Annotated in this window: 14 protein-coding genes and 1 rRNA gene; all 15 read left to right on the top strand. The window is 42.0% G+C overall.

From position 1 onward, the window contains the following. The first annotated feature begins 8 nt into the window (after positions 1–8). Positions 9–1,391, top strand: a complete 1,383-nt coding sequence (gene tilS, locus BM213_RS08775; RefSeq protein WP_091703121.1) for a tRNA lysidine(34) synthetase TilS — start codon at positions 9–11, stop codon at positions 1,389–1,391. Between the two features lie 21 nt (positions 1,392–1,412). Further along, positions 1,413–1,958 carry a hypoxanthine phosphoribosyltransferase gene (hpt, locus tag BM213_RS14985; protein ID WP_091703119.1) on the top strand — a complete coding sequence of 182 codons (546 nt, stop codon included), beginning with the start codon at positions 1,413–1,415 and terminating at the stop codon, positions 1,956–1,958. Between the two features lie 85 nt (positions 1,959–2,043). Further along, a complete protein-coding gene (ftsH, locus tag BM213_RS08765; RefSeq protein ID WP_091703116.1) occupies positions 2,044–3,927 on the top strand; it encodes an ATP-dependent zinc metalloprotease FtsH in 1,884 nt (627 codons plus the stop codon). Between the two features lie 99 nt (positions 3,928–4,026). Further along, positions 4,027–4,800, top strand: a complete 774-nt coding sequence (locus BM213_RS08760) for a type III pantothenate kinase (protein ID WP_091703113.1) — start codon at positions 4,027–4,029, stop codon at positions 4,798–4,800. 5 nt (positions 4,801–4,805) lie between these two features. Next, positions 4,806–5,693: an Hsp33 family molecular chaperone HslO gene (gene hslO / locus BM213_RS08755; RefSeq protein ID WP_091703110.1), complete on the top strand. Its 888-nt coding sequence runs from the start codon at positions 4,806–4,808 to the stop codon at positions 5,691–5,693. A 77-nt stretch (positions 5,694–5,770) separates the two neighbouring features. Beyond that, entirely contained in the window at positions 5,771–6,697 is a 927-nt protein-coding gene (gene cysK / locus BM213_RS08750) for a cysteine synthase A (protein WP_091703107.1), read from the top strand. A 121-nt stretch (positions 6,698–6,818) separates the two neighbouring features. Next, entirely contained in the window at positions 6,819–8,219 is a 1,401-nt protein-coding gene (trpE, locus tag BM213_RS08745) for an anthranilate synthase component I (RefSeq protein WP_091703104.1), read from the top strand. Positions 8,220–8,224: 5 nt separating this feature from the next. Then, positions 8,225–8,794, top strand: coding sequence for an aminodeoxychorismate/anthranilate synthase component II (pabA, locus tag BM213_RS08740; protein WP_091703102.1), 570 nt, complete (start codon positions 8,225–8,227; stop codon positions 8,792–8,794). 12 nt (positions 8,795–8,806) lie between these two features. After that, a complete protein-coding gene (gene pabC, locus BM213_RS08735; protein WP_091703099.1) occupies positions 8,807–9,676 on the top strand; it encodes an aminodeoxychorismate lyase in 870 nt (289 codons plus the stop codon). A gap of 56 nt (positions 9,677–9,732) precedes the next feature. Next, positions 9,733–10,509 (top strand): dihydropteroate synthase, encoded by a 777-nt coding sequence (gene folP / locus BM213_RS08730; protein WP_244149233.1) that lies wholly within the window; start codon positions 9,733–9,735, stop codon positions 10,507–10,509. Then, positions 10,499–10,861, top strand: coding sequence for a dihydroneopterin aldolase (gene folB / locus BM213_RS08725; RefSeq protein WP_004888607.1), 363 nt, complete (start codon positions 10,499–10,501; stop codon positions 10,859–10,861). Before folP ends, folB begins: the two co-directional genes overlap by 11 nt. Positions 10,862–10,863: 2 nt before the next feature. Next, entirely contained in the window at positions 10,864–11,400 is a 537-nt protein-coding gene (gene folK, locus BM213_RS08720) for a 2-amino-4-hydroxy-6-hydroxymethyldihydropteridine diphosphokinase (protein WP_091703094.1), read from the top strand. Then, positions 11,393–12,394: a tRNA dihydrouridine synthase DusB gene (dusB, locus tag BM213_RS08715; protein WP_003398245.1), complete on the top strand. Its 1,002-nt coding sequence runs from the start codon at positions 11,393–11,395 to the stop codon at positions 12,392–12,394. Before folK ends, dusB begins: the two co-directional genes overlap by 8 nt. A 69-nt stretch (positions 12,395–12,463) precedes the next feature. After that, the gene (gene lysS, locus BM213_RS08710; RefSeq protein ID WP_091703092.1) at positions 12,464–13,948 is read left to right on the top strand and encodes a lysine--tRNA ligase; all 1,485 of its coding nucleotides are present in this window, start codon (positions 12,464–12,466) and stop codon (positions 13,946–13,948) included. A 261-nt stretch (positions 13,949–14,209) separates the two neighbouring features. Then, a 16S ribosomal RNA gene (locus BM213_RS08705) occupies positions 14,210–14,473 on the top strand; the annotation flags it as partial.

The following is a 14,473-nucleotide window of genomic DNA, read 5'->3' as shown; positions in this document are numbered from 1 at the left end:
GGGTGCGTATGTTACAAGTTGTACATCAGTTTATTGAAAAGCATCAATTGCTTGAGTGTGGTACAACCGTTGTTGTTGGCGTGTCAGGCGGCCCGGATTCATTAGCATTGCTTCATTTTTTATGGAGCGAACGAGAACGATATCATATTCAAATTGTCGTTGCACACGTCGACCATATGTTGCGAGGAAAACAATCGGAAGAAGATATGCATTTTGTGAAACATTTTTGCGAGCAACGTAGTATTATATGTGAGGTCACAAAATATGACGTTCGGGCGTATATGAAACGAACGAAAAAAGGGGTGCAAGAGGCAGCCCGCGATTGCAGATACGATTTCTTTGAACAAGTGATGAAAAAATATAAAGCGCGATATATTGCTTTAGCCCACCACGGTGATGATCAAGTTGAAACGGTGCTCATGCGGCTTGTACGTGGGAGTACGCCGAAAGGATATGCTGGTATACCTGTGAAGAGACCGTTTGGCGATGGGTATATCATTCGCCCTTTCTTATGTATTGATCGGCAACAAATCGAACAATATTGTCAAGAAAACGAACTGTACGCTCGGCATGACTCGAGCAACGACAAAGATGATTATACACGCAATCGTTTCCGCCATCACGTTCTCCCTTTTTTGAAACGGGAAAACGTTTGCGTTCATGAACATGTTCAACAGTTTAGTGAGATCATTAGTGAAGATGAGGCATTTTTAGAGCAGCTGACAAAAGAAAAGCTAAAGCATGTCATGAACGAACAAGAAGGGCGTATTCGTGTTGATGTTCCTTCGTTCATGCGCATGCCAAAACCTTTACAAAGGCGAGGGATTCAACTAATATTAAACTATCTTTACGGAAATGTCCCGTCGACATTGTCTTCTATACATATCGAGCAAGTGTTACGTTTTTTTGAACGAAAACATCCTTCCGGTATGCTTCATTTTCCAAACGGATTAAAAATGATTCGTCAATATGAAGCGTGCGTATTTACATTTCAATATGAACAGCCGTGCGAATATGAATTTATCATGCATATTCCTGATACGATTATGTTGCCAAATGGCTATCAACTCATGAGCGAGTTTGTTGATCACTATCCTTGTATTGCAGGCGATGAACGCGTCGTTATTGATGTGGATCAAGTCGTGTTACCTCTTCGTGTGCGAACGAGAAAGCACGGAGATCGCATGAAAGTTAAAGGGATGGAACGTGCCAAAAAAGTTGGGCGTATCTTTATTGATGAAAAAGTCCCGATGAACGAGAGGGATCAATGGCCAATCGTCGAAGATGCAAACGGAAACATTATATGGATTCCAGGGATAAAAAAATCAGCTTATACAGCAACAAATATTACAAAAAATCGCTATATTATATTACACTATAAAAAGCAATGAATGATGGTAGGAGGAAAGAATATGGGTATGCATCAAGATATGGAAAAAATTTTAATTACAGAGGAGCAAATTCAGCAAAAAGTAAAAGAACTAGGTGCATTATTGACAAAAGAATATGACGGTCGCTTTCCGCTCGCGGTCGGTGTGCTCAAAGGTGCGATGCCGTTTATGGCAGACTTGATTAAGCATATCGATACATATTTAGAAATCGATTTTATGGACGTATCAAGTTACGGTCATGCAACGGTATCATCGGGTGAGGTGAAAATTTTAAAAGACTTAAACACATCGATTGAAGGTCGTGATGTTCTCATCATTGAAGATATTATTGATAGCGGGTTAACGTTAAGTTATTTAGCGGACTTATTCCGTTATCGTAAAGCGAAATCGATTAAAATTGTGACGTTGCTTGATAAACCGTCTGGTCGAAAGGCAAATATCGAAGCAGATTATGTCGGTTTTATCGTCCCAGATGAATTTGTTGTCGGTTATGGGTTAGACTATTGTGAGAAATACCGAAATCTTCCGTACATCGGTGTGTTAAAACCGGAAGTATACAGTAAATAATTTTTCATGCACATCGTTTGTTTTGGAACGTTTTTCTATGATACTATTGACTATAGCGTGTTTTAAGTGTGGGAGGAGGTAGGAGATGAACCGCATTTTCCGTAATACAATCTTTTACTTACTAATTTTTCTTGTCGTCATTGGCGTTGTAAGTTTTTTAAATGGCGGCAATCAGCGTGCAGAGCGGATGACGTACGATGCGTTCATTACTCATCTAGAAAATGGTGATGTGAAGTACGTCTCGTTGAAGCCAGAGCGAGGCGTTTATCAAATTCGAGGACAGCTGAAAACATATGCCGAAGGACAGTTTTTCACGACCTACGTCGCAAATAGCCCACAAATTCTTCAACGAATTGATGAGGCTGCAAAACAGGCAAAAGTAGAAGTGTTGCCTGCGGATGAAACGAGCGGATGGGTGACATTTTTTACGTCTATTATCCCGTTTATCATCATTTTTATTTTGTTCTTCTTTTTATTAAATCAAGCTCAAGGTGGCGGCAGCCGAGTGATGAATTTCGGCAAAAGCCGTGCGAAGTTGTATAACGAAGAGAAAAAGCGCGTTCGCTTTAAAGATGTAGCTGGTGCGGACGAAGAAAAGCAAGAACTCGTTGAAATCGTTGAGTTTTTAAAAGATCCTCGCAAATTTGTAGAGCTCGGCGCTCGCATCCCGAAAGGTGTTCTCCTTGTTGGACCGCCCGGGACAGGAAAAACGTTGTTAGCCAGAGCGGTCGCAGGAGAAGCGGGTGTTCCGTTCTTCTCTATTAGCGGTTCAGATTTCGTCGAGATGTTCGTTGGTGTCGGTGCTTCGCGTGTGCGTGATTTGTTTGAAACAGCGAAGAAAAACGCCCCTTGTATCATTTTCATTGATGAGATTGATGCGGTTGGACGTCAGCGTGGTGCCGGTTTAGGCGGAGGCCATGATGAACGGGAGCAAACGTTAAACCAGTTGCTTGTTGAAATGGATGGATTCAGCGGCAATGAGGGAATTATTATTATCGCTGCGACAAACCGTCCTGACATTTTAGACCCTGCTCTTTTACGTCCAGGGCGCTTTGACCGTCAAATTACGGTTGACCGTCCAGATGTGAAAGGACGCGAGGCGGTTCTTCGTGTGCATGCGCGCAACAAGCCGCTCGATGAATCTGTTGATTTAAAAGTTATTGCGATGCGGACACCTGGTTTTTCTGGCGCTGATTTAGAGAACTTACTAAATGAAGCAGCCCTCGTCGCTGCTCGCCGCAACAAGAAAAAAATCGATATGAGCGATATTGACGAAGCGACAGACCGTGTTATTGCTGGTCCAGCAAAGAAAAGCCGTGTCATTTCGGAAAAAGAAAGAAAAATTGTTGCGTATCACGAAGCAGGTCATACCGTCATTGGTATGGTGCTTGCTGATGCGGAAATGGTGCATAAAGTAACGATTGTACCGCGAGGGCAAGCGGGCGGATATGCAGTCATGTTGCCAAAAGAAGACCGTTATTTTATGACAAAACCAGAGCTGCTCGATAAAATTACAGGACTTCTCGGTGGACGTGTTGCTGAGGAAATTGTATTTGGTGAAGTAAGTACGGGAGCGCATAACGACTTCCAACGTGCAACAAGCATTGCTCGCCGCATGGTTACGGAGTTTGGTATGAGCGAAAAGCTAGGACCGATGCAGTTTGGTCAATCTCACGGCCAAGTGTTTTTAGGACGCGACTTGCATAACGAACAAAACTACAGCGATCAAATTGCATACGAAATTGATCTTGAGATGCAGCGAATGATTAAAGAATGTTATGAGAAAGCAAGGCGTCTATTAACGGAAAATCGCGACAAGCTAGATTTAATCGCTAACACGTTGCTTGAAGTTGAAACGCTTGATGCCGAGCAAATTAAGCATCTATTCGAACACGGCACGCTGCCGAACCGCAACGGTGAAAAGCAAGAAGAAGTAAAAGTCAATATTCAAACGAAAAAGGAAGAATAAAGGTGTCTCTTTTTATAAGAGGCATCTTTTTTTACCGTCCACCTAAGCGAATGTGATATGATGAAAAAGGAACAATTTGCGAAAAAGTAGGGATGAGCGATGATTTTTGTATTGGATGTTGGAAATACAAATACAGTACTAGGTGTATATGATGGAGATGAGTTGAAGTTTCATTGGCGCATCGAAACGAGCCGAAACAAAACAGAAGATGAATATGGAATGATGATCAAAATGTTGCTGCAAGATGTCGGTTTACATTTTTCTGACATTGATGGCATTATTATTTCTTCTGTTGTGCCACCGATTATGTTTGCGCTTGAGCGAATGTGTACAAAATACTTTCACATTAAACCGCTTATTGTTGGCCCGGGAATTAAGACAGGGCTTAATATTAAGTATGATAACCCGAAAGAAGTAGGTGCCGATCGGATCGTTAATGCTGTAGCAGGTATCCATCTGTATGGTGCACCGCTTATTATTGTCGATTTCGGTACAGCGACGACATACTGCTATATTAATGAGCATAAGCAATATATGGGAGGGGCTATTGCGCCGGGGGTTACAATCTCCACAGAAGCACTCTATTCTCGTGCGGCGAAGCTTCCGCGCATTGAAATCGCCCGTCCAGACGATATTATTGGGAAAAATACAGTGAGTGCGATGCAGGCAGGCATTTTATACGGATATGTTGGGCAAGTGGAGGGAATTGTTGCACGGATGAAAGAAAAAAGCGCGGTTCCACCGAAAGTCATTGCTACAGGGGGATTAGCATCATTAATTGCCCATGAATCGAATGCGATTGATATCGTCGATCCATTTTTAACGTTAAAAGGATTACAATTGTTATATGAGCGAAATAAGAAAGGTGAGTGACAGCTATGACAGACTATTTAGTGAAAGCGCTCGCGTATGATGGTCAAGTGCGGGCATATGCCGTGCGAACAACAGAAACGGTTCGCGAAGCTCAACGTCGCCATCAAACATGGCCAACAGCTTCGGCAGCATTGGGTCGCGCCATGACGGCAGGTGTAATGATGGGAGCGATGTTAAAAGGTGATAGTCAAATTACCATTAAAATTGAGGGCGGGGGTCCGATCGGACATATTCTTGTCGATAGCAACGCAAAAGGTCAGGTGCGCGGCTATGTATCAAATCCGCACGTGCATTTTGAGCTAAACGCAAACGGAAAGCTTGATGTTGCTCGGGCGGTTGGAACAAACGGAACATTGACTGTAGTGAAAGACTTAGGATTGCGCGACTATTTTACAGGACAAGTCCCGCTCGTTTCCGGGGAGCTTGGTGAAGACTTTACATATTACTTTGTCTCTTCTGAACAAACACCATCATCCGTTGGTGTGGGAGTGTTAGTTAACCGTGACTATACAATATTAGCGGCCGGTGGTTTTATTTTACAACTCATGCCGGGGGCAGAAGAAAAAACGATTGCGAATATTGAAAAAAGTTTAGCGGCGATTCCACCAATCTCCAAAATGATCGAAAGTGGTTTGACGCCAGAACAAATTTTATACGAACTGCTTGGTGGAGAACAACATGTGAACATTCTCGAGAAGATGCCTGTATCTTTTGTTTGTCGCTGTTCGCGTGAGCGTGTAGCAGATGCAATCATTAGCTTAGGGGTAGAAGAAATTCAGCAAATGATTGATGAAGAAGGAAAGGCTGAGGCGTCTTGTCATTTTTGTAACGAAACGTACACATTTTCAGTCGAAGATCTTGAGGAGTTAAAAAAATTAGCAAAACAACAATAAATGATTGACAATTTCGAAAATAACTGATAAATTAGTTACAAATTCGATAAAAATACTCGGGATTAGAGGTGGATGAAATGGCACGTGTAGTACAATCGATTACAGAGTTGATTGGGCAAACACCGGTAGTAAAGTTGAATCGCATCGTTGATGAAGACAGCGCAGACGTATATTTAAAACTAGAGTTTATGAATCCGGGAAGCAGTGTCAAAGATCGGATTGCACTAGCAATGATTGAAGCAGCTGAGAAAGCTGGAAAAATTCAACCGGGCGATACGATCATTGAACCAACAAGCGGAAATACAGGCATTGGATTAGCGATGGTCGCTGCTGCGAAAGGATATAAAGCTATTTTCGTCATGCCGGATACGATGAGCCTAGAGCGCCGTAATTTACTTCGTGCTTACGGGGCGGAGCTTGTGCTGACGCCGGGTAGCGAAGGAATGCGTGGGGCTATTCAAAAGGCGGAGCAGCTAGCGCAAGAGCACGGTTATTTTATGCCTCAACAATTTAAAAACGAAGCGAATCCAGAAGTACACCGTTTAACAACAGGGAAAGAAATTGTTGAGCAAATGGGCGATCAACTAGATGCCTTTGTAGCTGGCATTGGAACGGGTGGAACGATCACAGGGGCAGGAGAAGTGTTGCGCCAAGCATATCCGAACATTAAAATTTATGCGGTTGAACCAGCGGATTCTCCTGTACTTTCTGGCGGAAAGCCAGGGCCACATAAAATACAAGGAATTGGAGCAGGTTTTGTTCCGGACATTTTAAATACATCCATTTACGATGAAGTAGTTACGGTAAAAACAGAAGAAGCGTTTGCAGCTGCTCGTTTAGCTGCTCGTCAAGAAGGAATTTTGGGAGGCATTTCATCCGGTGCAGCGATCCATGTGGCGTTGCAAGTAGCGAAAAAACTAGGAAAAGGAAAGAAAGTATTAGCCATCATTCCGAGCAACGGCGAGCGTTATTTAAGCACGGCGTTATACCAATTTGAAGAATAAATTCGGCAAGAAGCTTCTTGCCGAATTTTTTTTCGTGATTGTTTCCGTCCGTTCGTTGTACAATAAGCGTATGGACTGATGGAGAGGAGTGACATCTGTGAGCAAGCAGAGGCGACGGACAATGATGAAAAAGGTCTCGTACGCACATCGCGATTGGTTTTCACAATATAAGGCGTTGGCACGACAACAATTGCACCATGTCTTACTTGAGAGCGGTCGGGACGGTCGATATAGCATTATCGGCTTACATCCTTTTGCTGTGATCATTGGGAAAAACGACAAATTAACAGTGTGGCAAAAACATTGTACAGAAACGTTTGAAGGAAATATATTGAAATCTTTAAAAACGTGGTTCAGTCAATGGGAAGTCGATTCGCGAGAAGAAGGTCCTGATTTCCAAGGTGGAGCCATCGGATATATTAGTTATGATTGTGCCCGTTACATCGAAAAGCTTCCTTCAATCGCACGTGACGATTTACAAGTGCCTGATTTGTATTTCTTAGTGTTTGATGATGTGTTTGTATATGATCACGAAGAGTCGGCTCTTTATTTGATTACTCATTACGTAGATGGAGAAGAACAGAAAGCGCGTCAACGTCTTGAGCAATATGAAAAGCTGTGGACAATGGACACTTCTGATGTTTCTCGTCCGTTTATTCCAAGCTACGAGAAAGAAGAATCGGTATCGATGAGCGAGGAACAGTTTATGGAAGCGGTCGAAAAGGTACGGGATTATATTGCACAAGGGGACGTATTTCAAGTAAACTTGTCCGTTCGACAGTCAAGACGGCTATTTACGCATCCTATTTCGATTTATGAAAAGTTGCGTACATTAAATCCATCGCCGTATATGGCATACATGCATTTTCCTGAATTTCAAATCGTAAGCGGCTCCCCAGAGTTGCTCGTCAAAAAGAAAGGAAAATGTATAAGCACCCGCCCAATTGCAGGAACACGTTCGCGCGGTAAAACTATTCAAGAAGATGAACAAATTGCTCAGTCTTTATTAGCAAACGAAAAAGAACGAGCGGAGCATGTGATGCTCGTGGATCTTGAGCGTAATGACCTTGGACGTGTATGTGCATACGGGACAGTAAAGGTAGATGAGTTTATGGTCATTGAGAAATATTCCCATGTTATGCATCTCGTTTCACACGTCTCTGGGCAGCTAGCGGAAGGAAAAGATGCATTTGATGTGATAGCGGCTGTTTTCCCTGGGGGAACGATCACAGGGGCGCCGAAAGTACGGACGATGGAAATTATCGAAGAACTTGAACCTGTTCGGCGTGGTATTTATACTGGCTCAATCGGCTGGATTGCATTTAATGGTGACATGGAGTTAAATATTGCGATTCGCACGATGGTTGCTAAAGATGGCCTTGCATATGTACAAGCAGGGGCGGGAATTGTTATTGATTCCCAACCGGAATATGAGTACAAAGAATGTTTAAAGAAAGCATTTGCCTTATGGAAAGCAAAAGAGCTGAGCGAAGAAGAGCATGTACAATTAAGTATGAGGTGAGCGAAATGATTTTAATGATTGATAATTACGATTCGTTTACGTATAATCTAGTCCAATATTTAGGTCAATTAGGCGAAGAGCTCATTGTCAGACGAAATGATGAAGTGACGATTGCGCAAATTGAACAACTTCAACCGCATTTTTTAATGATTTCGCCTGGTCCATGTAGTCCAAACGAAGCTGGAATTAGTATGGAGGCCATTCAATATTTTGCTGGAAAAATTCCTATTTTCGGTGTATGTCTCGGTCATCAATCTATCGCTCAAGTATTCGGTGGTGAAGTGGTAAGAGCAGAGCGTCTAATGCACGGAAAAACATCAACGATTTTCCACGATGGAAAAACAATTTTTGAACACATTCCTAATCCGTTTGTTGCTACTCGGTATCATTCTTTAATTGTAAAAAGGGACACATTACCGGATTGTTTTGAGATCTCCGCATGGACGGAGGGAGGAGAAATTATGGCGATTCGTCATAAAACGTTGCCTGTTGAAGGTGTTCAATTTCATCCCGAATCAATTATGACTGAGTTTGGCTTAGAAATGCTTAAAAATTTTATTACGTTATATAAGTGAAAGTGATGGCGCATGTTTATTTATGTTAACGGACAAATCGTGACGAAGGAAGATGCTCGCATTTCCCCATTTGATCACGGCTTTATGTATGGACTCGGTTTGTTTGAAACGTTTCGCGTATATGATGGACATCCTTTTTTACTTGACGATCATTTAACGCGCCTTCACGATGGGTTAAATATGTTAAACATCTCGTTTTTTATAACGCGGGACGAAGTGATGCATATTCTCTCCCGACTGTTGGAGGCAAACGGTTATCGCGATGCATATGTGCGTTTAAATATATCGGCTGGTGTTGGTGATGTGGGGTTACAAGTGGATAAATACACAGCGCCAACGGTTATTATGTACATGAAACCTGTTCCGACGTTTGCAGAGGAAAAAGTTTGCCAAACGTTACGAATAAGAAGAAATACACCAGAAGGGTATATCCGTTTGAAGTCACACCATTATTTGAACAATATTTTAGGTAAGTGGGAAATCGGCAAAGATGCACACGTGGAAGGTATTTTCCTTACACAAGACGGATTTGTAGCAGAGGGAATCGTTTCAAACGTTTTTTGGGCAAAAGATGGTGTCGTATATACTCCTTCGGTGCAAACGGGTATTTTAAATGGTGTTACACGAATGTTTGTGATAGATTTGTTGTGTTCGTGGGGCATTCATGTACAAGAAGGATTTTATGTATTACAACATCTTAAAGAAGCAGATGAAATATTTTTAACGAATTCCATCCAAGAAATTGTGCCGGTTTGTCGATTGGATGGTGATATATATCCCGGGAAATGTGGGGAAATTACAAGCCGGCTGAAGTATGCGTACGCATCGTTTACAAAACAATTATGGACGAGGTATGACAGAAAGGGTGAGAACACTCATTGATTGATGTTATTTACTGCGGAAAACATAAGCTCCATTTAAAAAAACAAACGATTATTATGGGGATTTTAAATGCCACACCTGACTCTTTTTCTGATGGGGGAAAGTTTTGTCATGTAGAGCAGGCGGTTGAACGGGCTAAGCAACTTGTAGCTGAAGGGGCACATATCATTGATATTGGTGGGGAATCAACTCGTCCGGGGGCTGAGAAGGTATCGCTTGAAGAAGAGTTGCGTCGTGTAATTCCGGTCGTAAAAGCGGTTGCCCGTGCGGTTGATGTGCCCATTTCGATCGATACGTATAAAGCGGAAGTAGCGAAGCAAGCCATTGAGGTAGGAGCGACGATGATTAATGATGTTTGGGGGGCGAAAGCAGACTCGAGTATGGCTGAAGTAGCGGCTACTTACGGTGTGCCTATCGTATTAATGCATAATCGTCACGATCGCAATTATAAAGATCTCATTTCAGATATAATTCATGATTTAAGAGAGAGCGTTCATATAGTGAAGCAGGCTGGTGTAAAAGACGAGCAAATCATTATTGACCCGGGTATCGGATTTGCGAAAACAGTTGAACATAATTTACAAGTGATGCGCCGATTGGACGAGCTTGCTGTGCTTCGTTATCCTATTTTGTTAGGAACATCGCGAAAATCATTTATCGGTCATGTGCTTGATCTGCCAGTTCATGACCGACTAGAAGGAACAGGAGCAACTGTTTGCCTAGGCATTGCAAAAGGAGTGCACATTGTTCGTGTGCACGATGTTTTACCGATTGCTCGAATGGCTAAAATGATGGATGCAATGCTTGGAAAAGGTGAAGAAAATGCGGGATAAAATTTACATTAGTCAAATGGAATTTTACGGTTATCATGGGGTGTTTCCGGAGGAGAATAAACTTGGCCAACGTTTTTATGTTGATGTCACAATCGAAACGAACTTACAAAGAGCAGGCATTACTGATGATTTGAGCGAAACGATTAATTACGCGCATATATACGACATATGTCAAAGCATCGTTGAAGGCAAGCCTTTTAGACTTATTGAAGCGGTAGCAGAACAGATTGCTGAGCAAATTTTATCCGCGTATGAAACAGCGTCATCGTGTACAGTGAAGGTGACAAAGCCTAATCCACCAATTAAAGGTCATTATGCTTATGTGGCGGTTGAAATTACGAGAGGACGTTAGAAATGGAACATATTTCTTATATTGCGTTAGGATCAAACATAGGGGATCGCTTTGCATATTTGCTTCAAGCAGTGAAAGCGTTACATGACCATGAATGTATTTCTGTTTTAGCGACATCTTCCGTTTATGAAACAGATCCTATTGGATACGTTGATCAGGCGTGTTTTTTAAATATGGTTGTGAAAGTCAGTACATCACTATCCCCGCTAGCTTTATTAACAGCGACAATGAACATCGAGAAAATGTTTGGCCGTAAGCGGAAAGTTCGTTGGGGGCCGCGGACGTTAGACCTTGACATTTTGTTATATAATCACGAAAATATTGAAACAGAACAACTTATTATTCCACATCCGCGCATGTTTGAACGGGCGTTTGTGTTAATCCCGTTATTTGAAATAGATGAATCACTGATCATTCCGTCTGTTCAACGTCCTTTACGTTCTTACATTGACCAGTTGTCACATCAAGGGGTTCGCATATGGAAGAGTCGTGAAGCGGTCGAGGAACAACTTTACGAAAGGAGGGAGTTTAATGTTTAAAATCGGAAATGTACAAATTAATAACCCTGTTGTACTTGCACCGATGGCAGGGGTATGTAATTCAGCATTTCGTCTAACTGTAAAGGAGTTTGGTGCAGGACTTGTTTGTGCAGAGATGGTTAGCGATAAAGCGATTTTATTTAATAACCCAAAAACAATGGGCATGCTTTATATTGACGAGCGTGAAAAACCATTGAGCTTGCAAATTTTTGGTGGGGAAAAAGAGACGCTTGTACAAGCCGCTAAATATGTAGATCAACATACGAACGCCGATATTATTGATATTAACATGGGATGCCCTGTTCCAAAAATTACGAAGTGTGACGCGGGAGCAAAGTGGTTGTTAGATCCAAATAAAATTTACGACATGGTAGCCGCCGTCGTCGATGCGGTGGAGAAGCCTGTCACGGTAAAAATGCGAATCGGTTGGGATGAAAATCATATTTATGCTGTTGAGAATGCCCAAGCGGTAGAACGGGCAGGTGGAAAAGCTGTGGCTGTTCACGGTCGAACGCGTGTACAAATGTATGAAGGAAAAGCAGACTGGAACGTCATTAAACAAGTGAAGGAAGCGGTTAACATCCCTGTCATCGGTAACGGTGATGTGCAAACTCCTCAAGATGCGAAGCGAATGTTAGAACAAACCGGTGTCGATGGTGTGATGATTGGCCGGGCTGCTCTCGGTAATCCGTGGATGATTTATCGTACGGTTCGCTATTTAGAAACGGGCGAGCTCATTCCGGAGCCATCTGTTCGCGAAAAAATTGAAGTTTGCATTTTACATTTGGATCGCTTAATTGCTCTGAAAAATGAGTATATCGCTGTGAAAGAAATGCGCAAACATGCTGCGTGGTATTTGAAAGGTATTCGTGGAAACGCTAAAGTGCGCAACGCCATTAACGAATGTCAAACGCGCGATGAGCTTGTGGCGTTGCTTATGAATTTTGTAGAAGAAGTTGAGGCAAAAGAAAGCGATGTTGTGATGGAAGTGTAAAAAGCATACTGTCAGCTTAAGCTGACAGTATGTCTTAAAAAATAAAAGGTCATTGGAGTGAACGTTAGTATGTCACATGAAGAATTAAATGATCAGCTATTAGTTCGTCGTGAAAAGTTACATAAGTTACGCGAACAAGGAATCGATCCATTTGGAAAACGATTTGAGCGTACACATAAAGCGGAAGAGTTGTTTACGTTGTATAGCCATTTATCGAAAGAAGAGCTCGAAGAGAAGCAGATTCATGTGTCTATTGCCGGTCGAATTATGACGAAGCGCGGCAAAGGGAAAGCGGGTTTTGCACACATTCAAGATTTGACAGGACAAATCCAAATTTATGTTCGTAAAGACGATGTTGGCGAAGAACAGTATGAAATTTTTGATACATCGGATTTAGGAGATATCGTTGGAGTCCGTGGTGTAGTTTTTAAAACAAAAGTAGGCGAATTGTCCATTAAAGTCCATTCATATGAGATGTTGACAAAATCGTTGCGCCCGCTTCCTGAAAAGTATCATGGATTGAAAGATATTGAACAACGCTATCGTCAACGTTACCTTGATTTAATTATGAATCCAGAGAGTAAAAAAACATTTATTACACGTAGTTTAATCATTCAATCGATGCGCCGTTATCTAGATCAAAAAGGGTATTTAGAAGTAGAGACGCCAATGATGCACTCGATTGCTGGGGGAGCTGCGGCACGTCCATTTATTACGCATCATAACGCTTTAGATATGACATTTTATATGCGTATTGCAATTGAGTTGCATTTAAAACGTTTAATTGTTGGTGGACTAGAAAAAGTATATGAAATTGGTCGCGTGTTCCGTAATGAAGGAATTTCGACGCGCCACAACCCGGAATTTACGATGCTTGAACTTTACGAGGCATATGCTGATTACACAGACATTATGAAGCTAACAGAGGATATGATTGCCCATATTGCTCAGGAAGTTCTCGGAACTACAAAAGTGCAATACGGAGAATATGAGGTAGATTTAACACCTTCATGGAAACGACTTCATATGGTCGATGCGATCAAAGAATATGTTGGTGTTGATTTTTGGAAGCATATGAGCGATGAGGAAGCTCGGCAACTAGCGAAAGAGCATGGAGTAGAAGTAGCTCCGCATATGACATTTGGTCATATTGTTAACGAGTTTTTCGAACAAAAAGTAGAGCAATATCTCATTCAGCCGACGTTTATTTACGGTCATCCAGTTGAAATTTCACCGCTGGCGAAGAAAAATCCTAAAGACCCACGATTTACGGATCGATTTGAATTGTTTATCGTTGCGCGTGAGCACGCTAATGCATTTACAGAATTAAACGATCCGATCGATCAGCGTGAAAGATTTGAGGCGCAATTGAAAGAAAAGGAACAAGGAAATGACGAAGCGCATGAAATGGATGAAGATTTCATCGAAGCGTTAGAATACGGTATGCCACCAACGGGTGGATTAGGGATCGGTATCGATCGTCTTGTTATGTTGTTGACGAACTCACCATCTATTCGTGATGTATTGTTGTTCCCTCAAATGCGTCATAAATAATCGTTTGGAAATTTAATGAGTGAGGTGTTTTTTCCTCACTCATTTTTTCAAAAGAAAGTAAAAAACATCTTGCTTAAATATGAACAAATATGATATATTACTAAACGTCCGTGTTAAAAATAACATGTAAAAAAACAAAAGAAAAAAGTGTTGACAAAGAAAACACTAAATGTTATATTGAAAAAGTCGCTTAAAAACGACAAACATGTTCCTTGAAAACTGAACGAAGCGAAAAGCGTATGAAGCTAGAGAGATAAACTTTCTATGGAGAGTTTGATCCTGGCTCAGGACGAACGCTGGCGGCGTGCCTAATACATGCAAGTCGAGCGGACGATTCAAAAGCTTGCTTTTGAATCGTTAGCGGCGGACGGGTGAGTAACACGTGGGCAACCTGCCCTGTAGACGGGGATAACACCGAGAAATCGGTGCTAATACCGGATAACACGAAATGTCGCATGACGTTTCGTTGAAAGGCGGCGCAAGCTGCCGCTACAGGATGGGCTCGCGGCGCATTAGCTAGTTGGT

The organism is Anoxybacillus pushchinoensis, assembly GCF_900111795.1.
GTDB classification, from domain to species: Bacteria; Bacillota; Bacilli; order Bacillales; family Anoxybacillaceae; genus Anoxybacillus; species Anoxybacillus pushchinoensis.
This window is presented reverse-complemented; position numbering and strand designations above follow the sequence as displayed.

Coding starts and splice junctions, on each gene's coding strand:
- trpE (WP_091703104.1), top strand. CDS start 6,819: ATGATGAAAAAGGTCTCGTACGCACATCGCGATTGGTTTTCACAATAT.
- cysK (WP_091703107.1), top strand. CDS start 5,771: ATGGCACGTGTAGTACAATCGATTACAGAGTTGATTGGGCAAACACCG.
- pabC (WP_091703099.1), top strand. CDS start 8,807: ATGTTTATTTATGTTAACGGACAAATCGTGACGAAGGAAGATGCTCGC.
- BM213_RS08760 (WP_091703113.1), top strand. CDS start 4,027: ATGATTTTTGTATTGGATGTTGGAAATACAAATACAGTACTAGGTGTA.
- hpt (WP_091703119.1), top strand. CDS start 1,413: ATGGGTATGCATCAAGATATGGAAAAAATTTTAATTACAGAGGAGCAA.
- folK (WP_091703094.1), top strand. CDS start 10,864: ATGGAACATATTTCTTATATTGCGTTAGGATCAAACATAGGGGATCGC.
- lysS (WP_091703092.1), top strand. CDS start 12,464: ATGTCACATGAAGAATTAAATGATCAGCTATTAGTTCGTCGTGAAAAG.
- ftsH (WP_091703116.1), top strand. CDS start 2,044: ATGAACCGCATTTTCCGTAATACAATCTTTTACTTACTAATTTTTCTT.
- hslO (WP_091703110.1), top strand. CDS start 4,806: ATGACAGACTATTTAGTGAAAGCGCTCGCGTATGATGGTCAAGTGCGG.
- folB (WP_004888607.1), top strand. CDS start 10,499: ATGCGGGATAAAATTTACATTAGTCAAATGGAATTTTACGGTTATCAT.
- tilS (WP_091703121.1), top strand. CDS start 9: ATGTTACAAGTTGTACATCAGTTTATTGAAAAGCATCAATTGCTTGAG.
- pabA (WP_091703102.1), top strand. CDS start 8,225: ATGATTTTAATGATTGATAATTACGATTCGTTTACGTATAATCTAGTC.
- dusB (WP_003398245.1), top strand. CDS start 11,393: ATGTTTAAAATCGGAAATGTACAAATTAATAACCCTGTTGTACTTGCA.
- folP (WP_244149233.1), top strand. CDS start 9,733: ATGGGGATTTTAAATGCCACACCTGACTCTTTTTCTGATGGGGGAAAG.